Genomic DNA, 23,831 nt, shown 5'->3' with positions numbered 1-23,831 from the left:
GGGCCAATATTTAGCAGCCCATCAAAAGGCTTTATGCCCCTTGTCCAGCTGTTCATCCACCAGGGCTCGCCCATGGGCCAGCGACACATGCTGCGCATTCTCGAGGTCCGAGAAGAACTTCATCGGCATCGACAATCGCTTGCTGGTGTGGCCTTGCGGATCGGTGATCAGGCAGCCGGCGGCGTAGGGAAGAGGGGAGTCGGGGTGGGGCATCACGCTGGCGGTGATGGTGTGGTCGCGGTATTCACAGTGAAGAGATTGCATCGTCCTTACCTCGCTGTGGCTAGTGAAGCGGTTACCTTCATATACCACAGCAAAGGGCCGGGAGTTCCCGGCCCGACGAGCGCAAGCCGATCAGTCAGTCTTTGAGCTCGGCTGGCTGGATCACTTCGACCCAGTAACCGTCCGGGTCCTTGACGAAGGCCAGGTGGTTCATGCGGCCATCGGCCAGGCGCTTCTGGAAGGGCACGTCCAGCGCCTCGAAGCGGGCGCAGGCAACGCGTACGTCCGGCACCGAAATGCAGATATGGCCAAAGCCGCGCGGGTCAGTGTTGCCGTTGTGGTAAGCGAACGCCGCGTCGTTCTCGGTGCCGTGGTTGTGGGTCAGCTCCAGCACGCCGGGGATCGATTTCATCCACTGGTGACGGGCGGCGTCATCGGCAGGGATTTGCGCCGGGTCGACCAGGGCCAGGAAGTACAGGCTGAATGCCGCTTCCGGGAAGTCACGCTTGTCGACCAGGCGGAAGCCCAGCACACGGGTGTAGAAGTCCAGCGACTTCTCGATGTCCTTGACCCGCAGCATGGTGTGGTTGAAGACGAATTGGGCGGTGGCGGCGTCAGGCTGTGCGGTGACGCCCGGCAGGGTTTGCAGATCGTGCAGGCTCATGGGTACTCCAGAGACGGGGCTGGCAGCGGGGCCAGCGGAACAGACAGGGGGCCATGATACGGCAGTGAAGCGATTGCGCAAATGAAAGCGCCCTGCACAAGGCAGGGCGCTGGAAGAGAGGCCCGCATGTGCGGGCGCGTGATGGGGTCGCTAGTCCTTTAGCTGTCTCGATACTGAGCCAGTTCTTGTGAAAAAAGTGTGAAGCAAGCGTTGATGTTTCATCAGCGCAGCCAACTTTCCACAGTGCCGGCCCCATACTGTTCTTTCCAGGCCTTGAGGCCGCGGTGGTTGCCACCCTTGGTCTCGATCAGCTCGCCGGTGTGCGGGTTCTCGTACACTTTCACCACGCGTGCGCGGCGTTGCTGTTTGGGGGCGCTGGCTACGCCGCGGGTCACGGCCTTGGGGTCGAGGATGGCGACGATATCGCGCAGGCTTTTGTCATAGCTTTTCATCAGGCCGACTAGTTTCTGCTCGAATTCGATTTCGCGTTTTAGGCCGGCATCCTTTTTCAGCGCTTCCAGTTGAGCCATCTGTTCCTGGAGCGCTTTTTCGGCAGCACGAAACTCTGCAAGTCTGGACACTGTACTCACTCCTGTACGTCATCCGTGGCGGGGCGTGACGAACATGGGAAAGAAATAACGCCGGCCACGCGGGTGGGTGAAACTGTTCGCTGATATCGAGTGTAGACATTAGTAGCAGTTGGGTAAACTGCAAACTTTTCCAAGTAAGGCGGGAACTTTACAAGTTTTTCGAACGGTAATTTCCAACGTACTTGGTGGCCCATTCAAGTCTTTGTAGACCATGGTCCAATGGCCCATGCCAGAGCCTTCGGGCGATCATTTCAGATGATGGTCGAGTGTTCTTCGGCCGCCTCACCTCAGCGTGGCACAGGTTCGCCACACCGTGTTTATTCGCCTTACTTTGGATGTTCCCTCGCATGTTTGCCCCCCGTAATCTCGCCCCCGGGTGCCGTGTTGCCGGCCTGTTCCTGTTGTGTGCCGGCGCGCAGGCCCAAGCCGCCGGCTTTCTTGAAGACAGCCGTGCCAAGCTTGAAGCACGCAATGTCTATTTCAACCGGGATTTTCGTGACGGCCACAGCAGTTCCAGCCAGGGCGCGTCCAAGCGGGAAGAGTGGGCGCAAGGCTTCATCCTCAATGTGCAATCCGGTTATACCCAAGGTCCGGTAGGGTTTGGCGTGGATGCCCTGGGCATGTTGGGTTTCAAACTCGATTCCAGCCCGGCGGACAGTAACAGTGGTTTATTGCCTGCTTCCGGCCATGACCCGCGGCGCTCCGCAGACCAGTACGCGAAGATGGGCCTGGCGGCCAAGGTCAAGGTGTCCAACACCGTGCTTAAGTACGGTTCGATGATGCCGGACGTGCCGCTGTTGAAGTACAACGATGGTCGCCTGTTGCCGACCCTGTTCCATGGCGCCATGCTCACCTCTGAAGAAGTGCATGACCTGAAGTTCACCCTGGCCCGTCTGAACCAATACACCGCGCGCGATTCCACCGATCGCCAGGACATTCGCGTGCACTGCAAGAACAAGCGCTATGCCTGCGACATCGAAGCCGACCACTTCGATCTGGCCGGCCTGGACTATCGTTTCAATGAGCGGCTCAGCGCCCAGTATCAGGTGGCCAAGCTGGAGAACATCTACCGCCAGCATTTCCTTGGCCTGGTGGCCAGCCAGCCGCTAGCCGTCGGCAGCCTTTCGGCCGACCTGCGTTTGATCAAGAGTGACGACATCGGCAACGCCCGCGCAGGAGAAATCGACCATCGCGCGTTCAGCGGCATGCTCGGCTACAGCCTGGGCGGGCACAAGGTCAGCGCGGGCTGGCAGCGCATGTATGGCGAAAGCGCGATGCCGTACCTCGATGGCAGCAACCCGTACCTGGTCAACTATGCCCAGGTCAACGATTTCGCCGCCGCCCAGGAGCGCTCCTGGCAGCTGCGTTACGACTACGACTTTAAGGCCCTCGGTGTGCCCGGCCTGACCTTCTTCACCCGTTACATCAATGGCGACCACATCAAAGTCCCGGGCAGTAACGCCGAAGGCAAGGAATGGGAGCGCGACACCGAGTTCAAATATCAGGTGCAGAGCGGCGCCTTCAAGGATGTCAGCGTGCGCCTGCGCAACTCCACCTATCGCAGCAGCTACGAGCAATGGGCGCGTGACATGGATGAGACGCGGGTGATCGTCAGCTACAACTTCTCGATCTTCTGAGCGCACTTTGCCAAAGGCCAGCGGCCGGATGACAATGGCTGCTGTTTCCAGCCCAAGGCTCTGTGATGAAAGACCTGTTGCTGATCGGTATTGGTCCCGGTGATCCGCGCCAGGTGACCTATGAAGCCGTCGAAGCGCTGCGCCGCGCCACGCTGTTCTTCGTGCTCGACAAGGGTTCGGGCAAGGACGAGCTGGTATGCCTGCGCAAGGCCATCCTCGACCGCTACCGGCCCGAGGGCGGCTACCGCCTGGTGCAGGTGGCGGACCCTCGGCGCGATAGCGCGGCCACCGACTATGTGACAGCGGTGCAGGACTGGCATTGCCAGCGTGCTGCGCTGTATGCCCGGCTGATCACCGATGAAATGGGCAGCGAGGATATCGGCGCTTTCTTGCTGTGGGGCGAGCCGGGCCTGTATGACAGTACCCTGCGCATACTCCAGCGGGTCCGCGACCAGGGGGTATCGCTGCGCTTGCAGGTGATCCCCGGGATCAGCAGTGTGCAGGCCCTGGCGGCGCGGCATCAGGTAACACTCAACCGGATCGGCGAGCCAGTGCTGGTACTGCCGGGTCGTCGCCTGGCGGAGCAGGCGCGGCTCGACAATGTGCTGGTGATGCTGGATGGGCAGTGCGCATTTGCCGCGCTCGACGACCCTGAGCTGGTGATCTACTGGGGGGCTTACCTGGGGACCGAGGACGAGGTGCTGATCGCCGGGCCGTTGCAGGCGGTAAAGGCGCGGATTCTGGCGGTGCGGGAGGAGGCGAGGCTGCGCAAGGGGTGGATCATGGATACCTACCTCTTGCGCAGGGAGCTCTGACTGCGCCTACACGGCCGTGCCCAGGATGCCCACCACTTTGTCACGCAGCTGATCGATGCTGAACGGCTTGCCGATCATGTGCATCCCTTCAGGCACGTTCAGGCTTTCGGCATAACCGCTGGCGAACAGCACCGGCAGCAAGGGCCGCAGCACACGGGCCTTGGCCGCAAGCTCTTCGCCGCGCATGTCCGGCAAGCCAACGTCGGTCATCAGCAGGGCCAGGGGCTGGTTGGGGTCTTCGAGAATTTTCAGCGCAGCGCTGGCGCACTCCGCCTCGATGGCCGCATAGCCCAGTTCGTCGAGCACTTCGACCATCAGCATACGGACGATGTCGTCATCTTCGACTACCAAGAGGTGCATTGTGTGATCCTGTCCCAAAAGAATGTCTTTATTCTGTGCGCCAGGCGGCAGCAGAAGTTCCCTGAGGATACCGATCGTTGCAACACGATGGAACGTTTGACGATCGCCACCTTCAAATACTGGCTAAATGCCCTGCCGAAGCCGGCAAAGCTGGTTAGACTGGCTTGTTAACCGGTGAGCGCAGCGGCATGCAATGACAGGCTTCAGCCGCCACACTGTTCAATGGATTTTTTTCGCTCGGGCGTTTCCACATGATTCAAGCAGCCTCGATGGACCAGCAAAGCTTCCGCAAGCTGTTGAGCCGCAACATCGGCCTGCCCCTGGGGGTGGGCCTGCTCGGTGCCGTGGCCTTTGTCGCGGTGATCAATTACCTGCTGTCGGCCATGCAATGGGTCGAGCACACCGATCGGGTGATCGGTAATGCCAACGAAACGGTCAAGCTGTCGATCGACATGGAAACCGGCATGCGCGGGTTCCTGATCACCGGTGACGAACGTTTTCTCGACCCCTACGAGGTGGCCAAGCCGAAGATCCTTGGCAGCCTGAACAGCCTGCGCGGTATGGTCGAAGACAACCCGCAGCAGGTCGACCGCATCGACCGCCTGATTGCCCTGCAGCAGGCCTGGAACGATTTCGGCAGCGAGATGATCAGCCAGCGCCGCAATGGCGGCGCTTACCGGGAATCGGTGGGCAACGGCCGCGGCAAGCGCATCACTGACGAGATTCGCAAGGAGTTCGACGGCCTGATCGGCACCGAGCAGCAGCTGCGCATGGCGCGTAACGAGAAGGTCAGCAGCGTCACGGTGACGGCCATTTCGGCCTTCGTGCTGTTCATCGTCGGCCTCAGCGCGTTGCTGGCGTACCTGGGGCGTCGTGACTTGCTGGCGTTGTCGAACAGTTACAACGACAACCTCCAGGCCCAGCAACGCTCGGCCGAGCGCCTGGAAAACCAAGCCTGGCTGCGCAACGGCCAGACCCAACTGGCTGAACAGGTGCTGGGCCAGCTGACCCTGCCGATGCTCGGCGACAACATCCTGCGCTTCTTCGCCAGCTACCTGGGCAGTGTGGTGGGCGCGGTGTACGTGCGCGATGGCCATGGCCGCCTGGTGCGCGTGGCCAGCTACGGCCTGGATGCCGAAGAGCAGGCCCGCGAACAGGTGCTGGCGGCCAATGATGGCCTGCTCGCCCAGGCGGTGCGCGAAGGCCGCCTGCTGCGCCTGGAGGACTTGCCTGAAGACTACTACCGCCTCAGCTCCGGCCTGGGCAGCGGCCTGCCGCGCAGTGCCTTGTTGATGCCGGCCATCGATGATGGCCAGATCAACGGGGTGATCGAACTGGGCTTCCTTCGCCCGTTGCAGGCGCGTGACGACGAGCTGCTGGAACGGGTCGGCGGCAACCTGGGCATGTCCATCGAAAGCGCCCGCTACCGTCAACGCCTGCAGGAGGTGCTGGCCGAAACCCAGCAGCTCAACGAAGAGCTGCAGGTGCAGCAGGAAGAGCTCAAGACCGCCAACGAAGAGCTCGAAGAGCAGTCGCGCGTGCTCAAGGAGTCTCAGGCCCACCTGGAAACCCAGCAGGCGGAACTGGAGCAGACCAACGAGCAGTTGTCCGAGCGCACCGACGCGCTGGACCGCAAGAACGACGAACTGAGCCAGGCCCAGGCAGAACTGCAGGCCCGCGCCGACGACTTGCAGCGTTCGAGCAAGTACAAGTCCGAGTTCCTCGCCAACATGTCCCACGAGCTACGCACGCCGCTCAACAGCTCGCTGATCCTGGCCAAGCTGCTGGCCGAGAACGGCGAGGGCAACCTCAGCGCCGAGCAGGTCAAGTTCGCCGAGTCGATCTATTCGGCCGGTAACGATCTGTTGAACCTGATCAACGACATCCTCGACATCGCCAAGGTCGAAGCCGGCAAGCTTGAAGTGCGCCCCGAGACCACCCAGCTGGAGCGCCTGGTCGAGGGCCTGCGTGGCATGTTCCTGCCCCTGGCCGAGCACAAGGGCCTGGCCTTCGAGGTCAAGGTCGAGCCGCAGGTTCCGGTCACGCTGTTCACCGACCGCCAGCGCCTGGAGCAGATTCTCAAGAACCTGCTGTCCAACGCCATCAAGTTCACCGACCACGGCCAGGTCAGCATGGCCATCAGTTACCAGGCCGGTACCGGTATCGTCTTCGCTGTGCGCGATTCGGGCATCGGTATCGCCGCCGACCAGCAGCAGGCGATCTTCGGCGCCTTCCACCAGGTCGACGGCAGCAGCAACCGTCGCTACGGCGGCACCGGCCTGGGCCTGTCGATCTCCCGTGACCTGGCGCACTTGCTGGGCGGGCAGATCAGTGTCGACAGCAGCCCGGGGCAGGGCAGCGTGTTCAGCCTGATCGTGCCGGAGCGCTACGAGGCCGAAGCCGATGAGGTCGAGGCCCTCAGCCTGCGCCCGGCGGTCGACACCCTGCCGCCAGCACCCAAGGTCGCCTTGGCGGTGGCGCCGAAACTGCCGGCACCGGCCTTCGCCGACGACCGCGAGCGGGCACCGTTCGACAACCGCTGCATCCTGGTGATCGAAGACGAACCGAACTTCGCCCGCATCCTCTTCGACCTGGCTCATGAACTGGGCTACAGCTGCCTGGTGGCCCAGGGCGCCGACGAGGGCTTCGCGCTGGCCGCGCAGTACATCCCCGATGCGATCCTGCTGGACATGCGCCTGCCCGACCATTCCGGCCTTACCGTGCTGCAGCGCCTCAAGGAACTGGCCGCCACCCGGCACATTCCGGTGCACATCATTTCGGTGGAAGACCGCGTCGAGGCGGCCATGCACATGGGCGCAGTGGGCTATGCGGTCAAACCGACCAGCCGTGAAGAGCTCAAGGAGGTGTTCGGCCGCCTGGAAGCGAAGCTGACGCAGAAGCTCAAGCACATCCTGCTGGTGGAAGACGACGACTTGCAGCGCGAGAGCATCGCCCGCCTGATTGGCGACGATGATATCGAGATCACCGCCGTGGCCTTGGCCCAGGATGCCCTGGCGCTGCTGCGCGAAAACATCTACGACTGCATGATCATCGACCTCAAGCTGCCGGACATGCTCGGCAACGAGCTGCTCAAGCGCATGACCGCCGAGGATATCCGCGCATTCCCGCCGGTGATCGTCTACACCGGGCGCAACCTCACCCGCGAAGAAGAAACCGACCTGCTCAAGTATTCGCGCTCGATCATCATCAAGGGCGCCCGCTCGCCAGAGCGTCTGCTCGACGAAGTGACACTGTTCCTGCACAAAGTCGAATCGCAGTTGTCCCATGAACGCCAGCGCATGCTCAAGACCGCGCGCAGCCGTGACAAGGTGTTCGAGGGCCGCAAGATACTGCTGGTGGATGATGATGTGCGTAACATCTTTGCCCTCACCAGTGCCCTGGAGCACAAGGGCGCCATCGTCGAGATCGGCCGCAACGGGCGCGAGGCCATCGAGCGACTGGAGCAGCACGACGACATCGACCTGGTGCTGATGGACGTGATGATGCCGGAGATGGACGGCTTCGAGGCGACCCGGCTGATCCGCCAGCAACCGCGCTGGCGCAAGCTGCCGATCATCGCCGTGACCGCCAAGGCGATGAAGGATGACCAGCAGCGATGCCTGCAGGCTGGCGCCAATGATTACCTGGCCAAACCGATCGACCTGGACCGCCTGTTCTCGTTGATCCGCGTGTGGCTGCCGCAACTGGAGCGAATTTGACTAGCGAGCGCAACACCGACATCGAGATCCGGCTACTGATCGAGGCGATCTACCTCAAGTACAGCTACGATTTTCGCAATTATTCCGGCGCTTCGATCAAGCGCCGGATCCTCCATGCCCTGCGCCAGTTCGACTGCCTGACGGTGTCGGCCCTGCAGGAGCGGGTGCTGCACGACCCGGGCATGTTCATGCAGTTGCTGCAGTTCCTGACCATCCCGGTCAGCGAGATGTTTCGTGACCCGAGCCACTTCCTTGCCTTGCGCAACGAAGTGGTGCCGCTGCTGCGCACCTGGCCGTCGATCAAGATCTGGATCGCCGGCTGCAGCACCGGCGAAGAGGTGTATTCGATGGCTATCCTGCTGCGTGAGGAAGGCCTGCTCGAGCGCACCATCATCTATGCCACCGACATCAACCCGCACTCGCTGGACAGGGCCAAGCAAGGTATCTACTCGATGCAAAGCATGCACGAGTATGAGGAGAACTACCGCCTGGCCGGCGGGCGCCGCGACTTTACCGAGTACTACACGGCCGCCTACGGCAACGCCATCATGGACGGCAGCCTGCGCGACAACGTGACCTTCGCCGACCATAGCCTGGCCACCGACAGCGTGTTTTCCGAAACCCAGCTGGTGTCATGCCGCAATGTGTTGATCTACTTCAACAAGGACTTGCAGGACCGGGCTCTGGGCCTGTTCCACGAGTCGTTGTGCCACCGTGGTTTCCTGGTGCTGGGCAGCAAGGAATCGGTGGACTTTTCCGCTTACAGCGACCGCTTCGAGCCGCTGGTCAAGCCCGAACGGATCTACCGCAAATCATGAACGGTATCCGTGCGGTGGTGATCGGTGCCTCGGCGGGCGGCGTGCAGGCGTTGTTCCAGGTGCTCGGCGATTTGCCGGCGGCGTTCGCTACCCCGGTATTGTGCGTGCTGCACCTGCCGGATGACCGCCACAGCCACCTGGCCGAGGTGCTGCAGCGGCGCCTGCACCGGCCGGTGCGCGAGGCCAGTGACAAAGAGGCTATCGCTGCGGGCCAGATCTACGTGGCGACGCCGGGTTATCACCTGTCGGTGGAACGCGATTTGCGCTTGTCGCTGAGCCAGGAGGAGCCGGTGCATTTTTCCCGCCCGGCGATCGACTTTTTGTTCATCTCGGCGGCCGACGCCTACGGTGAAGGCCTGCTCGGCATCTTGCTGACCGGGGCCAACGAAGATGGCGCCAAAGGCCTTGCCTACATCAACAAAAGCGGCGGCCGGACCGTGGTCCAGGACCCCCGTGATGCCCAGGTGGCGCTGATGCCGGAGGCCGCATTGGCCCTGCACCAGCCCGACCATATTCTTTCTCTGAGTGGTATCGGGCAGTTGCTCGCTACCCTGGAACCCAGCGCATGCTAAGCCTCATCACCGCCAAACTGCTGATCGTCGACGACCTGCCGGAAAACCTGCTGGCCCTCGACGCCTTGATCCAGGGCGAAGACCGCGAGGTGCACCAGGCCCAGTCTGCCGAAGCCGCCTTGTCGTTGTTGCTGGAGCACGAATTCGCCCTGGCCATCCTCGACGTGCAGATGCCGGGGATGAACGGCTTCGAGCTGGCCGAGCTGATGCGCGGCACGGAAAAGACCCGCAATATCCCGATCGTCTTCGTCACCGCCGCCGGGCGCGAAATGAACTATGCCTTCAAGGGTTACGAAAGTGGCGCGGTCGACTTCTTGCACAAGCCGCTCGACACCTTGGCGGTGAAGAGCAAGGTCTCGGTGTTCGTCGACCTGTTCCGCCAGCGAAAAGTGCTCGACCGGCAGTTGCAGGCCCTGGAACGCAGCCGCCAGGAGCAGGAGCAGCTGTTGGCCCAGTTGCAGGTGGCGCGCGGTGAGCTGGAGCATGCGGTGCGCATGCGCGACGATTTCATGTCCATTGTTTCGCACGAGGTACGCACGCCGCTCAATGGCCTGATCCTGGAAACCCAGCTGCGCAAGATGCACCTGGGGCGCGGCAACCTCGACGCGTTCAGCGTGGACAAGCTGCAGGCCATGGTCGAGCGCGACGAACGGCAGATCAACAGCCTGATCCGGCTGATCGAGGACATGCTCGATGTTTCTCGCATCCGCACCGGCAAGCTGTCGCTGCGGCCCAAGCTGTTCGACCTTGGCCAGCTGGTGCGTGGCCTGGTGGAAAATTTCGCCGCCCAGGCCACGGCGCTGGGCACCCGCATCGACCTGCAGTGCTGTGAGCCGCTGTACGGTGAGTGGGATGAATTTCGGATTGAACAAGTGGTGGCCAACCTGTTGTCCAATGCCTTGCGTTATGGCGAACGCCAGCCGGTCGAAGTCCGAGTGTTCGAGCGTCAGGGCATAGCCTGGGTGCAGGTTCAAGACCACGGCATCGGCATCAGCGGTGCCAACCAGCAGCGGATCTTCCAGCAGTTCGAGCGGGTAGCCACGCAGCAGGCCAGCGGTGGGCTGGGGCTGGGGTTGTATATTTCGGAGCAAATTGTCCAGGCCCACGGTGGGCATATTCAGGTCGAAAGTGAAGAGGGCAAGGGCGCCACGTTCAGCCTGCAATTACCGCTGACGGGGCTGACAGAACAAAACGATCAGGTGCGGGCAACCTCTGCCTGAGCCTGGGGTCAGATGGCCAACTGTATGAATTTCAAGGCGTTGTTGTCATGAGTGAAGATGCACAAGATGTGGTTCTGGTCGTCGAGGATGAACCGGCGATTCGCATGATCCTGCGTGATTACCTGGCAGGCGAGGGCTACCACGTGCTGGTGGCTGAAGACGGTGAGCAGGCGTTCGCTATCCTGGCGAGCAAGCCGCACCTGGACTTGATGGTCACCGATTTTCGATTGCCCGGTGGCATCTCGGGGGTGGAGATCGCCGAGCCTGCAGTGAAGTTGCGACCGGACCTGAAGGTGATCTTCATCAGCGGGTATCCGGCGGAAATTCTAGAGTCGGGCAGCCCGATCGCGCGCAAGGCGCCGATCCTGGCCAAGCCGTTTGATCTGGATACCCTGCATCAGCAGATCCAGGCCCTGCTGCGCTGAGTACACAGGGCTCTTCGCGGGGCAAGCCCGCTCCCACAGACGTGGCGGTGCATCTGTGGGAGCGGGCTTGTCCCGCGAAGAGGCCCTGAATGGCTACCGAAGCGTCCGCTCTATTCCACCCACGAGCAAGCTCTCCATCAGCCCCAAGCCCTGTTCTTCCGGCAAGCCCTTGAGCATTCCCGGCAACTGGTTCAGCAACGTCGCCACCACATGCGCCGTCGCCAGCAGCGCATCCCCCGGTAATTTCGCCTGCGGCGCAATCAACCGTAGCAATCCCGCCTCATAGCCCTTGCGCAACGACGCCAGGCGCCCCTGTTGCGCTTCGGTCAGGCAACAGAAATCCCGCTCCGCCAGCCGAAACTGCAGCGGCCGCTGGGCGTGCAACTGCCAATGCGCCGCAATCAGGCACGACAGCGCCGAACCGCCCCGGGCCATGGCCCGGCGGCCAAGCTCCAGGGTCGCCTGCAGTTCCTCGTACAACTCCTCGATCAAGTCGTACAGCAGGTCCTGCTTGCTGGGGAAGTGGTGATACAGCGAGCCCGCGGTCAACCCTACATGCGCCGCCAGCTCGCGCATGCTGACCTGGCCGAAGCCTTTCTCGGCAAACAGTGCCATGGCCCGGTCGCGTCGCTCTTCAAAGTTGGCACAGCGCATCGCGGCATTGACCGGGGGCATGCTGTTCGCTCCTCAGTAGGTGAAGAAGCCGCGGCCAGTCTTGCGTCCCAACCAGCCGGCGGCGACCATTTCCTTGAGCAGCGGGGCAGGGCGGTACTTGCTGTCATTGAAGCCTTCGTGGAAGGCCTCCATGATCGCCAGCAAGGTGTCCAGGCCAATCAGATCGGCCAGGGCCAGCGGGCCGATCGGCTGGTTGCAGCCCAGGCGCATGCCGGTGTCGATGTCCTCGGCGCTGGCCAGGCCTTCCTGGCGCACGAAGATCGCTTCGTTGATCATCGGCACCAGGATGCGGTTGACCACGAAGCCTGGGCGGTTGCCGGCGGTGATCGGGGTCTTGCCGAGCTTTTCGGTGACCAGCAGCGCCTGGGCGTAGGTGCTGTCGCTGGTCTGCAGGCCGCGGATGATCTCGACCAGGGCCATCATCGGCACCGGGTTGAAAAAGTGCACGCCAATGAAGCGCTCGGGGTGCTCGATGCTGGCCGCCAGTTGGGTCACCGAGAGCGACGAGGTGTTGGTGGCGATCAGGCAGTCGGCCGCGACGTGGGCCGCCACCTGCTGCAGGATGCGTTGCTTGAGCTGCAGGCTCTCGGTGGCCGCTTCGATCACCAGCTGCGCTGTGCTCAACTGGGCATAGTCGGTGCTGGTGCGGATGCGGGTTTTGGCCGCTTCGGCACGCTCGGCGTCGAGCGTGCCTTTGTTGACCTGGCGCTCCAGGTTCTTGCTCAGCGTGGCCATGCCGCGCGCAAGCGCAGCGTCGGCAACGTCCACCAGCAGCACCTGGTAGCCGGCCACCGCGCACACCTGCGCGATGCCGTTGCCCATGGTGCCAGCGCCGATCACGGCGATGTGTTCAATGTTCATGGTGCCACTTCCCTCAGACGCGCTCGAAGACAACGGCGATGCCTTGGCCGCCGCCGATGCACATGGTGGCCAGCGCGTAGCGGCCCTGGGTGCGCTGCAGTTCATGGATGGCCTTGGTGGCGATGATCGCGCCGGTCGCACCGACCGGGTGGCCCAGGGAAATACCGGAACCGTTCGGGTTGACCTTCTCCGGGTCGAAGTCCAGGGCACGCGCCACGGCGCAGGCCTGCGCGGCGAAGGCTTCGTTGGACTCGATCACGTCCAGGTCGCTGATGTTCAGGCCGGCCTTTTCCAGCACCTTGCGCGTGGCCGGGATCGGGCCCAGGCCCATCAGCTCTGGCTCGACGCCGGCGTGGGCGTAGGCCACCAGGCGTGCCAGCGGCTTGAGGCCCAGGCGGCGCACGGCGTCACCGGTGGCCAGCACCAGGCCGGCAGCACCGTCGTTGATGCCGCTGGCGTTGCCGGCGGTGACCGTCCCGTCTTTCTTGAACACGGTCTTCATGCCGGCCAGTTGTTCGGCGGTCACATCGCCACGCACGTGCTCGTCCACGGCGAACTCGACGGTGCCTTTGCGGGTTTTCAGTTGCAGCGGCACGATCTGGCTGTCGAAACGCCCTTCGGCGAGGGCGCGGGCGGCGCGGCGCTGGCTGGTCAGGGCCAGTTCATCCTGCATCTCGCGGGTGATGCCGTGCTTGGCAGCGACATTTTCTGCAGTGATGCCCATGTGGAAATGCTCGAACGGGTCCTGCAGCACGCCGACGGTGTAGTCGATGCCTTGCAGGTCGCCCATGCGCGCACCCCAGCGGGCCTGCGGCAGCAGGTAGGGGCCGCGGCTCATGGACTCGGCACCGGCGGCCAGTGCCACGTCGGTGTCACCGAGCAGCAGGCACTGGGTGGCCGAAACGATGGCCTGCAGGCCCGAACCGCACAGGCGGTTGACGTTGAAGGCCGGGGTTTCCTTGGGAATTCCAGCGTTCATTGCGGCCACCCGGGCCAGGTAGGCGTCGCGCGGCTCGGTGGGGATGACGCTGCCCATGACCACGTGGCCGATCTGTTCGGCCGCCACACCCGAACGCTCGACGGCGGCGCGGCAGAGGGCGGTGGCGAGGTCTGCCAAGGGCAGGTCCTTGAGCGAACCGCCAAAACCACCGATGGCGGAACGGACGGCACTGACGACGTAGATTTCTGCGCTGCTCATAGAGGCTCCGATTGCGAAGGCATGGCGGGAGCGGGCCAGGCTCTGCGAGAATGGCCGGCGATCCCGGATGGGGTCCGAGTCTAGGCAAAGGCACTGTTGCAGCCTATGCCGGATCTGTTCAGTCAACCTGGCACTTTTTGCCACTCAGCATAGACAGCGAATGCCGCCATGCGCGATACCGATACGGTCGCCGTGTACTTTCTCAACGCCATGCTGCATGCCCTGCGCGATCAGCCCGAAGCGCGTGATGTGCACCTGCGCGCAGTGGGTATCGACCCGGCGCAGCTCGGCCAGCCCCAGGCCCGCGTACCGGCCAAGGCGTTCGCTCAGCTCTGGCTGGTGCTGATCCACCTGCTCGATGACGAATTCTTTCGCCTCGACAGCCATGGCATGCCGTTGGGCAGCTTCGCGCTGATTTGCCGTGGCCTGATCCAGGAGCCGAACCTGGAAAAGGCCCTGCGCCAATGCATGGGCAACTTCGGCCTGTTCCTGCGTGACCTGCGTGGCAGCCTGACGGTGCGCGGTGGCCGGGCGCTGATCAGCGTACAGTCGGCCATTGCCAACCCGCAGACGCGGGTCTACGCCGAGGAAACCTACCTGGTGCTGGTGATCGGCCTGCTGTGCTGGTTGGCCGGGCGGCGCATCGCGATTGACCGCACTGAGCTTGCGGTGGCGCGCCCGGCCCAGGAGGACGACCTGCTGCTGTGGGGGCCAGACCTGCGCCTGGGCAGCGGGCGTACCGAGGTCGAGTTCGACAGTGCTTACTTGAAGCTGCCCGTGGTGCAGGACCTCGGCGGGCTCAAGACCTTCCTGCGCAGTGCACCGCAGGGCCTGGTGATCCGCTTTCGCAACCAGAATGGCGTGGTCGCCGAGGTATACCGCCATTTGCGCGCGCGGCGCTACGGGCAGTGGCCGACCCTGGAGGCGCTGGCCAATCTGCAGGGTATCAGTGCCAGTACCTTCCGTCGGCAGCTGGAGCGGGAAGGGCGTTCGTATCAGCAAATCAAGGATGAAGTGCGCCGTGCCATGGCCTTCGAGCGCTTGCGTGAGGGGGTGATGAGTATTGCCGAGATTGCCGAGCAGGCAGGCTTTCAGGAGCCCAGTGCGTTTCATCGAGCGTTCAAGAAGTGGACAGGGCAGAGCCCAGGCAGCTACCGGGCGAAGTTGGTTGGGCGGTAGCCAGCGCTCGGCATCGGCCCTTTCGTGCACGCAGCGCACGAAAGGGCCTGGGCTAAAAACCTCAGTCCTCCAGGTTGGCCGCCAACGCCTTGACCCGGCTCAAGTCGCCCTTGGCGACCTTGGTCACCCCCGCGCCATACTCGGCATCTGCCTTGTACAGGAACGAAAGCATGATGTGCTTGCTCTCGGCGTCGGCCCCGGCGAGCGACTGGCCAAAGCTGTTCACCAGGTCCTGTTGCTCGCTTTTGCTATATGAGCGGTACAGCTCACCGGCCTGCTTGAAGTTTTGCTGCTTCGTGATGCCCTGTTGCTGGGTGGTCCCGCTTACCGGTAGTTGGCTGTAGCGTGCCGACTCTGTGCTGGTACGTGGCTGCAGGCGGCTGGGTTCGTAATTGACCATGCCACGGGTGCGGTTGGGGTTGAGTGCGCCATCCTGGTTGCCGTTGTTGACAGCCACCCGTGGCTGGTTGATTGGCAGGCTGCCAGCATTGGCACCGACCCGGTGCATCTGCGTGTCGGCGTAGGAGAACAACCGGCCTTGCAACAAGCGATCTTCGGAGGGCTCGATGCCGGGGATCAGGTTGGAAGGTGCCAGGGCAACTTGATCGGTTTCCTGGAAGAAGTTGTCGACATTGCGGTTGAGTACCATCTGGCCGACCCGGCGTTCGGGCACATCAGGCCAGATCTTGGTGGCGTCCAGCGGGTCGAACTCGAAGCGCGTCAGTTGCTCCGGGCGCAGGGTCTGAATGTAGAGGTCCCACTTGGGGTAGTCGCCACGGTCGATGGCGCTGACCAGGTCCTGGGTCATAGGGTTGAAGTCCTTGCCCTGAATGTTCTCGACGGCCTTGGGGTCGAGGTTTTCCTGGCCCTGCAGGCTCTTCCAGTGGAACTTCACGTAGGTGGGCTGGCCCTGGGCATTGACGAACTTGTAGGCATGGACGCTGTTGCCATCCATATGCCGGTAGCTCTTTGGCGTCCCTTCGTTGGAGTAGAGCAGCGTCAGCGTGCGGGTGGCTTCCGGCATGTGCGACAGCAGGTCGAAGCGCCTGGCGTCGTTGCCCAGGTTGCTGCGCGGGTCGGGCTTGAAGGCATGCACCATGTCCGGGAACTTGATCGCGTCGCGAATGAAGAACGTCGGGAAGTTGTTGCCTACCAGGTCCCAGTTGCCGGTGCTGGAGTAGAACCGGGTGGCGAAACCACGCGGGTCACGCAGTGTCTCGGGCGAGTGCAGGCCATGTATCACCGAAGAGAAGCGGACGAACACCGGAGTTTTCTGCCCTGGGGTGAACAGCGGCGCCTGGGTCAGTGCGCCAAGGTCTTCGAAGGCGGTGAATTCACCGTGTGCGCCCGTACCGCGGGCATGCACCACACGCTCGGGTACGCGCTCGCGGTCGAAGCGCTGGAGTTTCTGCAGCAGTTGCACATCTTGCAGCAGGGTAGGGCCAGCAGCGCCAACGGTCTGCGAGTGCTGGTTGTTGCCGACCGGTGCACCGTTGTCGCGGGTCAGGGGCTCGGCGTGCAGCACGGAACTGGCAACCAGGGTGGCGCACAAGAGCACCGAAGCAGAAGAGGTCAGGGGTGTTACTCGCATGGAAAGCGCTCACGGTTGAGAGTCGGAAGCCGATGCTAGTAACGCCGCCCGCAATTCACTGTCAGAAAAATCGCCATCTATGGCGGTATTTCGTTGTTTGTGGTTTATGCCGGCACCATGGCAAACCCCACGCCGAACCGGTTCCAGGCATTGATGGTGGCGATCGCCAGGGTCAGGTTGACCACCTCGGCTGGCTCGAAGTGCGCTTGCAGCGCGTCGTATTCCGGCTGTGGCGCACCCCGCTCAGGCAGACGGGTGAGGCTCTCGACCCAGGCCAATGCTGCGCGCTCGCGCGGGGTGAAGTAGCGGGTTTCCTGCCAGACGCTCAGCGTCTGCAACCGCGCCTCGGTTTCGCCGGCCTTGCGTGCGTCATTGGCATGCATGTTCACGCAATAGGCGCAGCCGTTGATCTGCGAAGCGCGCAGGCGCACCAGTTCCAGCAGCGAGTTCTCCAGGCCGCTCTTGGCCAGGGCCTGCTCCAGGCCGACCATGGCTTTGTAGGCATCAGGTGAGTGCTTGGCCCATTCGATACGGTTGTGCATGACGATCTCCAAAGACGGTGGGGTGGACATGGCGCTACCTTAGCGCCGCCCGCCCGACTGCCCGATAGCCAATCCTGCGCATTGCCAGGAGGCCAATTGCACCATTCAGGTGCGCACTGACGTGCATCCAATCTCTTCATTTCTGTCCGGCCCGGCGAGTCGGGATAATGAAGCGGTCTTGAATCAGGAGAATTGATCGATGCACGAAGTACGCTTCATGCAGTGGATGCAGGCAAGTCGGCCATGAGAGGTGCGTTGAATCTACTGCTGGTGATGTTGCTGGCGCTGAACCTTCGGCCGATCCTGACCAGCATCGGCCCGTTGCTTGAACCGATGCGCACCAGTACCGGGCTGGGCTACCAGCAGGCCGCGCTGCTGACCGCGTTGCCGGTGTTGTGCATGGGCCTGGTGCCGCTGCTGCAACCCTGGCTGCGACGCTGGATCAGCGAACACGGTGGCATGCTCGGCGGACTGGCGGCCATTGCTCTGGCTTGCCTGTGGCGGCTGCAACTGGACAGCGCCTGGGCGCTGCTTGCCAGTGCGGTGCTGGCCGGGCTGGGCGTAGCGGTGGTGCAGGGCATGATGCCGGGGCTGGTCAACCGCTGGTTCGCCAGCCGTCTGGCTGCAACCATGGGCGTGTACTCGGCGGCCTTGATGAGCGGTGGTGGGCTGGCAGCAGTGCTCGGGCCGCATATCAGCGGGTACTTCGGCCACTGGCAGGCCGGCCTTGGCCTGTGGGCGATTCCGGCGCTGCTGGCGGTACTCGCCTGGGCCGCGCTGCACCCGCGCGACGCAACACCGAAACTGGCGGGGGCTACCGGTGGGCACTGGTTCGGCACGCGCCGGGCGTGGCTGCTGGCGCTGTACTTCGGCCTGATCAATGGTGGCTACACCAGCATGGTTGCCTGGCTGCCGGCCTATCACCTGGAGCATGGCGGCACAGCCCAGGGCGGCGGTGATCTGGTCGGCCTGATGACCGTCTTCCAGGTGGCCGGCGCACTCGGTTTGCCGTTGCTGCTGCGGCGTTGGGTGGACCGTCGCCCTGGGCTGTGGCTAGCGTTGTCGATCCAGCTGGCGGGCTTTCTTGGCTTGCTGTTGGCGCCTACCCTGGCCATGGCCGTGTGGGTGGCGATGATCGGGTTTGGCCTGGGGGCCTGCTTCAGCCTGAGCCTGACCTTGACCCTGGAACACCTGAAAACACCCGGCGAGGCGGGCAACCTGGCGGCGTTCGTGCAGGGTATCGGTTTCATCATCACCGGCACCGTGCCGTACGTCACCGGCTGGCTTCGCGATGTCAGCGGCGATTTTCAGGCGTCGTGGACACTGTTGACCATCACCGTGCTGGCCATGTTGCTGGTGACCACGTGCTTCGCGCCGCGCAGTTACGCTGCCGCCATTGCCCGGCCAAGGCAGGCAAGCCAAACGTCGACCGTCAGCTGAGGCGTTGCAAGGTATCGCGCACGCGGTCCAGCGCCGGGTCGATATCCAGCAGTTCGATGGCGCCAAAACCGAACACCAGCCCTGGGCGCACGGGGGCCTCGCTGAAGAACGGGGCCAGGGAGTAAAGGCCGACTTCAACCTTGCGGGCAAGCTTGGCCAGCAGCTCGACATCGACCCCCGGCTGCGCCAGCGCGCTGAGGTGAAAGCCGGCACTGGCCGGTACGGCAGTGAACCAGGGCGCCAGGTCGCCCTCCAGCCGTGCCAGTATGCGCGTGCGGCGGGCGCTGTAGATGTCGTGGCAACGGCGGATGTGCTTGCTCAGGTGGCCTTCGCTGATAAACCGGGCAAGCGCCCACTGCAGCAGCGTGGGGCTGTGCCAGTCGCTCAGGTGCTTGGCCACGCAGGCGGCGCTGAGCACTGCCGGTGGCAGCACCGCATAGCCCAGGCGCAGTTCCGCCAGCAAGGTCTTGGAGAAGGTCCCGACGTAGGCCACCAAGCCATGCTGGTCGAGGCGCTGCAGGGCGTCGCAAGCCGGGCCCTGATATCGGAACTCGCAGTCGTAGTCGTCTTCGATGATCAACGCACCCAGCGCGGCGGCCCTGTCCAGCAAGGCCTGGCGGCGCGGTGCGCTCATCGGCATGCCGAGCGGAAACTGGTGTGACGGCGTCACGTAGATCAGCCGGGTGCCCTCGGCGATCTGCTCCACGCACATGCCGTGCTCATCCACCGGTACCGACTGCAGGCGGGCGCCCAGGGCCAGGAACAGTTGGCGTGCCGGCGGGTAGCCGGGGTCTTCCATTGCCACCGGGCAGCCAGGCTCGATCAGTACCCGGGCAATCAGGTCCAGGGCCTGCTGGGCACCGTTGCACACCAGGATATCTGCAGCACTGCAGTGCACACCGCGGGCGTAGGCGATGTGGTGGGCGATGGCTTCGCGCAGTTCGGGCAGGCCCTGCGCCGGGAATTGCCGTTCGGGGTGGCGCTGGCTACGGCGCAGGGCGTAGTTCAGGCAACTGCGCCAGTGGTCGAAGGGGAATTGCGACTTGATCGAGGCACCGCCCACGAAGTCATACCGCGATGCGGCTTCCTGCGTGCGTCTGGCCAGGACCGTGGCGCGTTGTTGCCAGCGCTCAAGCGAAGCGGCTGCGGCCAGCGGCACGGCTTGCGCTTCACTGCTGCGCACGGATTGGCGCGGGCTGATGAAAGTGCCGCGGCCGACCACGCCGCTGAGCAGGTTGTCGTAGGTCAGCCGTGAATAGGCTTCGGCCACGGTCTTGCGCGACACCCCCAGCTGTTCGGCCAGCAGGCGGGTAGGGGGCAACTGGGTGCCGGCGGCCAGGTGGCCGCTGTCGATGCCGGCGCGCAGCTGCTGGTAGAGCTGGTCGGCCAAGCCTTTGCGGCCTTCCAGGCGAATGTGCAGTTCCATGAGGGAGTCCAGGACGCAAGAGTGCTGATGATAGCGGATCTTTGCTAAATTCTACCGCTGCCCTCACGCCCGCCACCCGGAAACACCATGCCCAAGAAGCCCGGCACCTCCCCCCAGGATGCCACTCACAAATCCAGCCCGACCCTGATCGATGTGGCCAAGGTCGCCGGCGTCTCGCCGATTACCGTATCGCGTGCCCTGCATCGCCCTGAGGTTGTGAGCAAGGCCGCACGGGAAAAGGTGCTGGCCGCGGTGCGCGAGGTCGGCTATGTGTCGAACATGCTTGCCGGTAGCCTGGCCAGCAACAAGAGCCGGCTGGTGGCGATCCTGCTGCCCACCATCGCCAACTCGATCTTCGCCGACACCGTGCAGGCGCTGATGGACCGCCTGACGGCCGCCGGCTACCAGACCCTGCTTGGCCTGACCGGCTATTCCGCCGAGCAGGAAGAGAAGCTTATCGAAGCGTTGCTGGGCAGGCGCCCCGATGGAATCGTCCTGACCGGCACCCTGCACACTGAAGCCAGCCGCCAGCGCCTGGCCCAGTCAGGCATCCCGGTGGTGGAGTCGTGGGACCTCAGCGAGGACCCACTGGACATGCTGGTCGGCTTCTCCCATGAAGCCGTCGGCGAGGCCATCGCCCGGCATCTGCTGGGCAAAGGCTACCAGCGCTATGCCGTGGTCAGCATCGGTGACCCGCGTGGCCTGCGCCGTTGCAATAGCCTGGTGGCGGAACTGGCCAGGCATGGCTGCCAAGGCATCCCCACACAAATCCTCACGCCGCCGGCGACTCTCGAAGTGGGCCGAACTGGCCTGCGCCAACTGCTCGACCAGGGCTACCAGCCCGAGGTCGTGGTGTGCAGCTCCGATACCATCGCCCAGGGCGTGCTGGCCGAGGCGGCCAGCCGTGGCCTGCGTGTGCCGCAAGACCTTGCCGTGATGGGCTTCGGCGACTTGAGCAGCGCCGCCCAGGTACACCCACCGCTGTCCACTGTGCGAGTCGACGGTACGCTTATCGGTGAGCAGATCGCACAGGCCTTGCTTGAGCGCTTCAGCTATCCCGCAGGTAGCGCCGACCCCGTGCGGGTCGACACCGGCTTCACCTTGATCGATCGCCAGAGCACCTGATTTTTTCGCCGCACCGACGAATGCCCACTTGAATGATTGCGCAATCATTGTAAGATCAATTGCACAGCCACCTGCTGCCTTATTGCTGATGGCTGTTTTTTTGAGCTACGAATGATTGCGCAATCATTCATCGGTCAGAATCAGTGCCGAACATCACAACAAGGAAAACAACAGTGATCACTTCAACCCAAGAGGCAGCCAGGACCAACGTCCGCTACCTGATCCTGGCGATGATCTTCATCGTCACCGTGTTCAACTACGTCGACCGCGCCACGCTGTCGATCGCCGCCCCCGCCATGCGCGCCGACCTCGGTTTCGATGCCGTGACCATGGGCATTGCCTTCTCGGCTTTTGGCTGGGCGTACACGGCCATGCAGTTGCCGGGCGGGGTGATCCTCGACCGCTTCGGCTCGCGGCTGGTATTGGGCATGAGCCTGATCATCTGGTCGACCTTCACCTTCCTGCAGGGCTTTGTCGACCTGTTCAGCTCGGCCTTCCTGGCGCTGTTCGTGCTGCGCTTCATGATGGGCGTGGCCGAGTCGCCAGCATTCCCCGCCAACAACCGTCTGACGGTGATGTGGTTCCCGCGCCACGAGCGTGGCCTGGCCACAGCGATCTTCCAGTCGGCGCAGTACTTCGCCCTGGCGGCGTTCACCCCGCTGATGGTATTGCTGCTCAACAGCTTCGGTTGGCAGCATGTATTTTTCTGGACCGGCGGGGCCGGCATCCTGATCGGCCTGCTGTGGTTCAAGTGCGTGCATGAGCCACGCCGTGACAAACGCGTCAATCAGGCCGAACTGGATTACATCGAAGCGGGCGGTGGCCTGCCCGACATGGGCGATATCAAGACCCCGTTCAGCTGGGCACGCCTGCGTGGCATCGCCGGCAACCGCATGATGGTCGGCATCTACCTGGGCCAGTTCTGCCTGACGTCGATCACCTGGTTCTTCCTCACCTGGTTCCCCACCTACCTGATCGAGGCCAAGGGCATGACCCTGCTCAAGGTCGGCCTGGTGGCGGCGATACCGCCGGTTGCCGGTTGCCTGGGCGGGATGATCGGCGGCGTGTGGTCGGACTGGATGCTGAAGAAGGGCTTCAGCCTCACTGCCGCGCGCAAGACCCCGATCATCTGTGGCTTGCTGTTGTCGAGCAGCATCGTGGTGGCCAACTACACCCAGTCGATAACCTTGGTGATCCTGGTGATGTCCATCGCATTCTTTGCCAAGGGGGTCGGCAACCTTGGCTGGTGCATCGTCGGCGACGTCTCGCCCAAGCGTGCCATGGGCATCAGCGGGGCGATGTTCAACTTCTGCGGCAACATCGCCAGCATCGTCACCCCGATCGCCATCGGCCTGCTGGTCAGCAAGGGCTCGTTCGACGCCGCGCTGATCTACGTCGCCGCCATGGGCCTGCTGGGCGCCTTCGCCTACCTGGTCATCGTCGGGCCGCTCAAGCGCCTGGATGTCGATGGCCTGCAGGACCCGCTGACGCCGCAAGCATCCACCCCCGCGGCGGCCACCAGCCCGCTGCGCTGAACCTTAACCTCGACCCTCAGGAGAGCCCCATGCTCGCACAAGAACAACAACGCCCCTCCGCCGACAACGACCGCATCGCCTACGTGAAGGTGTCCTCGGTGTTCCTGCCGCTGGCCAACCCCATCAGTGATGCCAAGGTGCTCACCGGCCGGCAGAAGCCGATGACCGAAATCGCTATTCTGTTTGCCGAGATCGAGACCGAGGATGGCCACAAGGGCCTGGGTTTCAGCTACTCCAAACGCGCCGGTGGCCCCGGCCAGTTCGCTCATGCCAAGGAAATTGCGCCGGCACTGATCGGCGAGAACCCCAGTGACATCGCCAAGCTCTGGACCAAACTGTGCTGGGCGGGTGCCTCGGTGGGCCGCAGCGGGCTGTCGACCCAGGCCATCGGTGCCTTCGACGTCGCGCTGTGGGACCTCAAGGCCAAGCGCGCCAACCTCTCGCTGGCGCGGTTGCTGGGGGCGCAGCGTGATTCGGTGCGTTGCTACAACACCTCGGGTGGTTTCTTGCACACGCCGTTGGAGCAGTTGCTGAAGAACACCGACCTTTCACGCGAGAAGGGCATTGGCGGCATCAAGCTCAAGGTCGGCCAGCCTGACTGTGCGATCGATCTGCACCGGGTCTGCACGGTGCGTGAGCACCTGGGTGACAGCTTCCCGCTGATGGTCGATGCCAACCAGCAATGGGACCGCCCGACCGCCCAGCGCATGTGCCGACGCTTCGAGGAATTCAACCTGGTATGGATTGAGGAGCCCTTGGACTGCTACGACGCAGAGGGCCATGCGGCCCTGGCCCAGCAGTTCGACACGCCGATTGCCACTGGCGAGATGCTCACCAGCGTGGCCGAGCATGCCGAGTTCATCAAGCTGCGGGGTGCCGACTACCTGATGCCGGATGCACCGCGGGTTGGCGGCATCACGCCGTACTTGAAAGTGGCCGCGATGGCCGAGCAGGCCGGGGTGATGATTGCGCCGCACTTTGCCATGGAGTTGCATGTGCACCTGGCGGCGACGTACCCCACCGAGCCTTGGGTGGAGCATTTCGAATGGCTGGAGCCGTTGTTCAACGAGCGGCTGGAGACCCGTGACGGGCGGATGCTGGTGCCCACCCGGCCGGGGCTGGGGCTGTCGCTGAGTGAGCAGGTCAAACCCTGGACGGCCCAGGTAGCAGAGACAGGCCGCCGCCCCTGATATCGGCTGCTCTTGCTCCCGCTGTGA

22 protein-coding genes are annotated in these 23,831 nt (G+C 63.5%); 12 read left to right on the top strand and 10 right to left on the bottom strand.

The features are described 5' to 3' along the window. Positions 1 to 21: 21 nt before the first annotated feature. The 3 genes from ACIPIJ_RS13880 to ACIPIJ_RS13870 form a co-directional block, all read right to left on the bottom strand. Positions 22 to 264, bottom strand: coding sequence for a hypothetical protein (locus ACIPIJ_RS13880; protein WP_060513305.1), 243 nt, complete (start codon positions 262 to 264; stop codon positions 22 to 24). Positions 265 to 358: 94 nt separating this feature from the next. After that, positions 359 to 886 (bottom strand): lactoylglutathione lyase, encoded by a 528-nt coding sequence (gloA, locus tag ACIPIJ_RS13875; protein ID WP_401077352.1) that lies wholly within the window; start codon positions 884 to 886, stop codon positions 359 to 361. Between the two features lie 221 nt (positions 887 to 1,107). Further along, positions 1,108 to 1,467, bottom strand: coding sequence for a histone-like nucleoid-structuring protein, MvaT/MvaU family (locus ACIPIJ_RS13870; protein WP_401077350.1), 360 nt, complete (start codon positions 1,465 to 1,467; stop codon positions 1,108 to 1,110). Between the two features lie 356 nt (positions 1,468 to 1,823). Here ACIPIJ_RS13870 and ACIPIJ_RS13865 point away from each other — a divergent pair, with 356 nt between their 5' ends. After that, complete coding sequence (locus ACIPIJ_RS13865) at positions 1,824 to 3,113, top strand: OprD family porin (protein ID WP_401077349.1); 1,290 nt, start codon at positions 1,824 to 1,826, stop codon at positions 3,111 to 3,113. A gap of 65 nt (positions 3,114 to 3,178) precedes the next feature. Then, positions 3,179 to 3,928 (top strand): precorrin-6A synthase (deacetylating), encoded by a 750-nt coding sequence (cobF, locus tag ACIPIJ_RS13860; RefSeq protein ID WP_401077347.1) that lies wholly within the window; start codon positions 3,179 to 3,181, stop codon positions 3,926 to 3,928. A 6-nt stretch (positions 3,929 to 3,934) separates the two neighbouring features. Here cobF and ACIPIJ_RS13855 read toward each other — a convergent pair whose 3' ends face one another. Then, positions 3,935 to 4,288, bottom strand: a complete 354-nt coding sequence (locus ACIPIJ_RS13855) for a response regulator (protein WP_401077346.1) — start codon at positions 4,286 to 4,288, stop codon at positions 3,935 to 3,937. Positions 4,289 to 4,539: 251 nt separating this feature from the next. On the opposite strand from ACIPIJ_RS13855, the gene ACIPIJ_RS13850 reads away from it, so the two are divergent. Genes ACIPIJ_RS13850 through ACIPIJ_RS13830 form a run of 5 tightly spaced genes read left to right on the top strand, consistent with a single transcriptional unit; the run spans position 4,540 to position 11,042 of the window. Next, entirely contained in the window at positions 4,540 to 8,007 is a 3,468-nt protein-coding gene (locus tag ACIPIJ_RS13850) for a response regulator (RefSeq protein WP_401077345.1), read from the top strand. Continuing rightward, on the top strand, positions 8,004 to 8,825 hold the full coding sequence (locus ACIPIJ_RS13845) for a CheR family methyltransferase (RefSeq protein WP_401077343.1): 822 nt from the start codon (positions 8,004 to 8,006) through the stop codon (positions 8,823 to 8,825). Before ACIPIJ_RS13850 ends, ACIPIJ_RS13845 begins: the two co-directional genes overlap by 4 nt. Then, the gene (locus ACIPIJ_RS13840; RefSeq protein WP_401077341.1) at positions 8,822 to 9,397 is read left to right on the top strand and encodes a chemotaxis protein CheB; all 576 of its coding nucleotides are present in this window, start codon (positions 8,822 to 8,824) and stop codon (positions 9,395 to 9,397) included. The genes ACIPIJ_RS13845 and ACIPIJ_RS13840 overlap by 4 nt, the downstream gene beginning before the upstream one ends. Beyond that, complete coding sequence (locus ACIPIJ_RS13835) at positions 9,391 to 10,617, top strand: ATP-binding protein (RefSeq protein ID WP_401077339.1); 1,227 nt, start codon at positions 9,391 to 9,393, stop codon at positions 10,615 to 10,617. The genes ACIPIJ_RS13840 and ACIPIJ_RS13835 overlap by 7 nt, the downstream gene beginning before the upstream one ends. Before the next feature lie 47 nt (positions 10,618 to 10,664). Next, on the top strand, positions 10,665 to 11,042 hold the full coding sequence (locus tag ACIPIJ_RS13830) for a response regulator (RefSeq protein WP_401077337.1): 378 nt from the start codon (positions 10,665 to 10,667) through the stop codon (positions 11,040 to 11,042). Positions 11,043 to 11,135: 93 nt separating this feature from the next. On the opposite strand, the gene ACIPIJ_RS13825 is transcribed toward ACIPIJ_RS13830, so the two are convergent. Genes ACIPIJ_RS13825 through ACIPIJ_RS13815 form a run of 3 tightly spaced genes read right to left on the bottom strand, consistent with a single transcriptional unit; the run spans position 11,136 to position 13,776 of the window. Further along, a complete protein-coding gene (locus tag ACIPIJ_RS13825) occupies positions 11,136 to 11,717 on the bottom strand; it encodes a TetR/AcrR family transcriptional regulator (RefSeq protein ID WP_401077335.1) in 582 nt (193 codons plus the stop codon). Positions 11,718 to 11,729: 12 nt separating this feature from the next. Further along, positions 11,730 to 12,578, bottom strand: a complete 849-nt coding sequence (locus tag ACIPIJ_RS13820) for a 3-hydroxybutyryl-CoA dehydrogenase (RefSeq protein ID WP_401077334.1) — start codon at positions 12,576 to 12,578, stop codon at positions 11,730 to 11,732. Positions 12,579 to 12,591: 13 nt separating this feature from the next. Further along, a complete protein-coding gene (locus tag ACIPIJ_RS13815) occupies positions 12,592 to 13,776 on the bottom strand; it encodes an acetyl-CoA C-acyltransferase family protein (RefSeq protein ID WP_401077332.1) in 1,185 nt (394 codons plus the stop codon). Between the two features lie 168 nt (positions 13,777 to 13,944). On the opposite strand from ACIPIJ_RS13815, the gene ACIPIJ_RS13810 reads away from it, so the two are divergent. Then, positions 13,945 to 14,955 carry an AraC family transcriptional regulator ligand-binding domain-containing protein gene (locus ACIPIJ_RS13810; protein ID WP_401077330.1) on the top strand — a complete coding sequence of 337 codons (1,011 nt, stop codon included), beginning with the start codon at positions 13,945 to 13,947 and terminating at the stop codon, positions 14,953 to 14,955. A 61-nt stretch (positions 14,956 to 15,016) separates the two neighbouring features. Here ACIPIJ_RS13810 and ACIPIJ_RS13805 read toward each other — a convergent pair whose 3' ends face one another. After that, on the bottom strand, positions 15,017 to 16,546 hold the full coding sequence (locus ACIPIJ_RS13805) for a catalase (protein ID WP_401077328.1): 1,530 nt from the start codon (positions 16,544 to 16,546) through the stop codon (positions 15,017 to 15,019). Positions 16,547 to 16,650: 104 nt separating this feature from the next. After that, entirely contained in the window at positions 16,651 to 17,088 is a 438-nt protein-coding gene (locus ACIPIJ_RS13800) for a carboxymuconolactone decarboxylase family protein (RefSeq protein WP_401077580.1), read from the bottom strand. A gap of 243 nt (positions 17,089 to 17,331) precedes the next feature. On the opposite strand from ACIPIJ_RS13800, the gene ACIPIJ_RS13795 reads away from it, so the two are divergent. After that, a complete protein-coding gene (locus ACIPIJ_RS13795) occupies positions 17,332 to 18,528 on the top strand; it encodes a cyanate transporter (RefSeq protein ID WP_401077326.1) in 1,197 nt (398 codons plus the stop codon). Here ACIPIJ_RS13795 and ACIPIJ_RS13790 read toward each other — a convergent pair. Further along, positions 18,521 to 19,954 (bottom strand): PLP-dependent aminotransferase family protein, encoded by a 1,434-nt coding sequence (locus ACIPIJ_RS13790; protein ID WP_401077324.1) that lies wholly within the window; start codon positions 19,952 to 19,954, stop codon positions 18,521 to 18,523. The two genes, ACIPIJ_RS13795 and ACIPIJ_RS13790, sit on opposite strands and share 8 nt — an antisense overlap. Before the next feature lie 87 nt (positions 19,955 to 20,041). On the opposite strand from ACIPIJ_RS13790, the gene ACIPIJ_RS13785 reads away from it, so the two are divergent. The 3 genes from ACIPIJ_RS13785 to ACIPIJ_RS13775 all read left to right on the top strand — a co-directional run bounded on the left by ACIPIJ_RS13785 (position 20,042) and on the right by ACIPIJ_RS13775 (position 23,804). Then, a complete protein-coding gene (locus ACIPIJ_RS13785) occupies positions 20,042 to 21,079 on the top strand; it encodes a LacI family DNA-binding transcriptional regulator (RefSeq protein WP_401077323.1) in 1,038 nt (345 codons plus the stop codon). Between the two features lie 173 nt (positions 21,080 to 21,252). Continuing rightward, positions 21,253 to 22,614: an MFS transporter gene (locus tag ACIPIJ_RS13780; protein ID WP_401077321.1), complete on the top strand. Its 1,362-nt coding sequence runs from the start codon at positions 21,253 to 21,255 to the stop codon at positions 22,612 to 22,614. Positions 22,615 to 22,643: 29 nt separating this feature from the next. Then, entirely contained in the window at positions 22,644 to 23,804 is a 1,161-nt protein-coding gene (locus ACIPIJ_RS13775) for a mandelate racemase/muconate lactonizing enzyme family protein (RefSeq protein ID WP_401077319.1), read from the top strand. Positions 23,805 to 23,831 lie beyond the last annotated feature (27 nt).

The sequence above is a fragment of the Pseudomonas sp. NPDC087185 genome, assembly GCF_044744955.1.
In the GTDB taxonomy this organism is placed as follows: Bacteria; Pseudomonadota; Gammaproteobacteria; order Pseudomonadales; family Pseudomonadaceae; genus Aquipseudomonas.
Note: the sequence above shows the minus strand (reverse complement) of the source record. Positions and strands in the feature narration are given on the sequence as shown.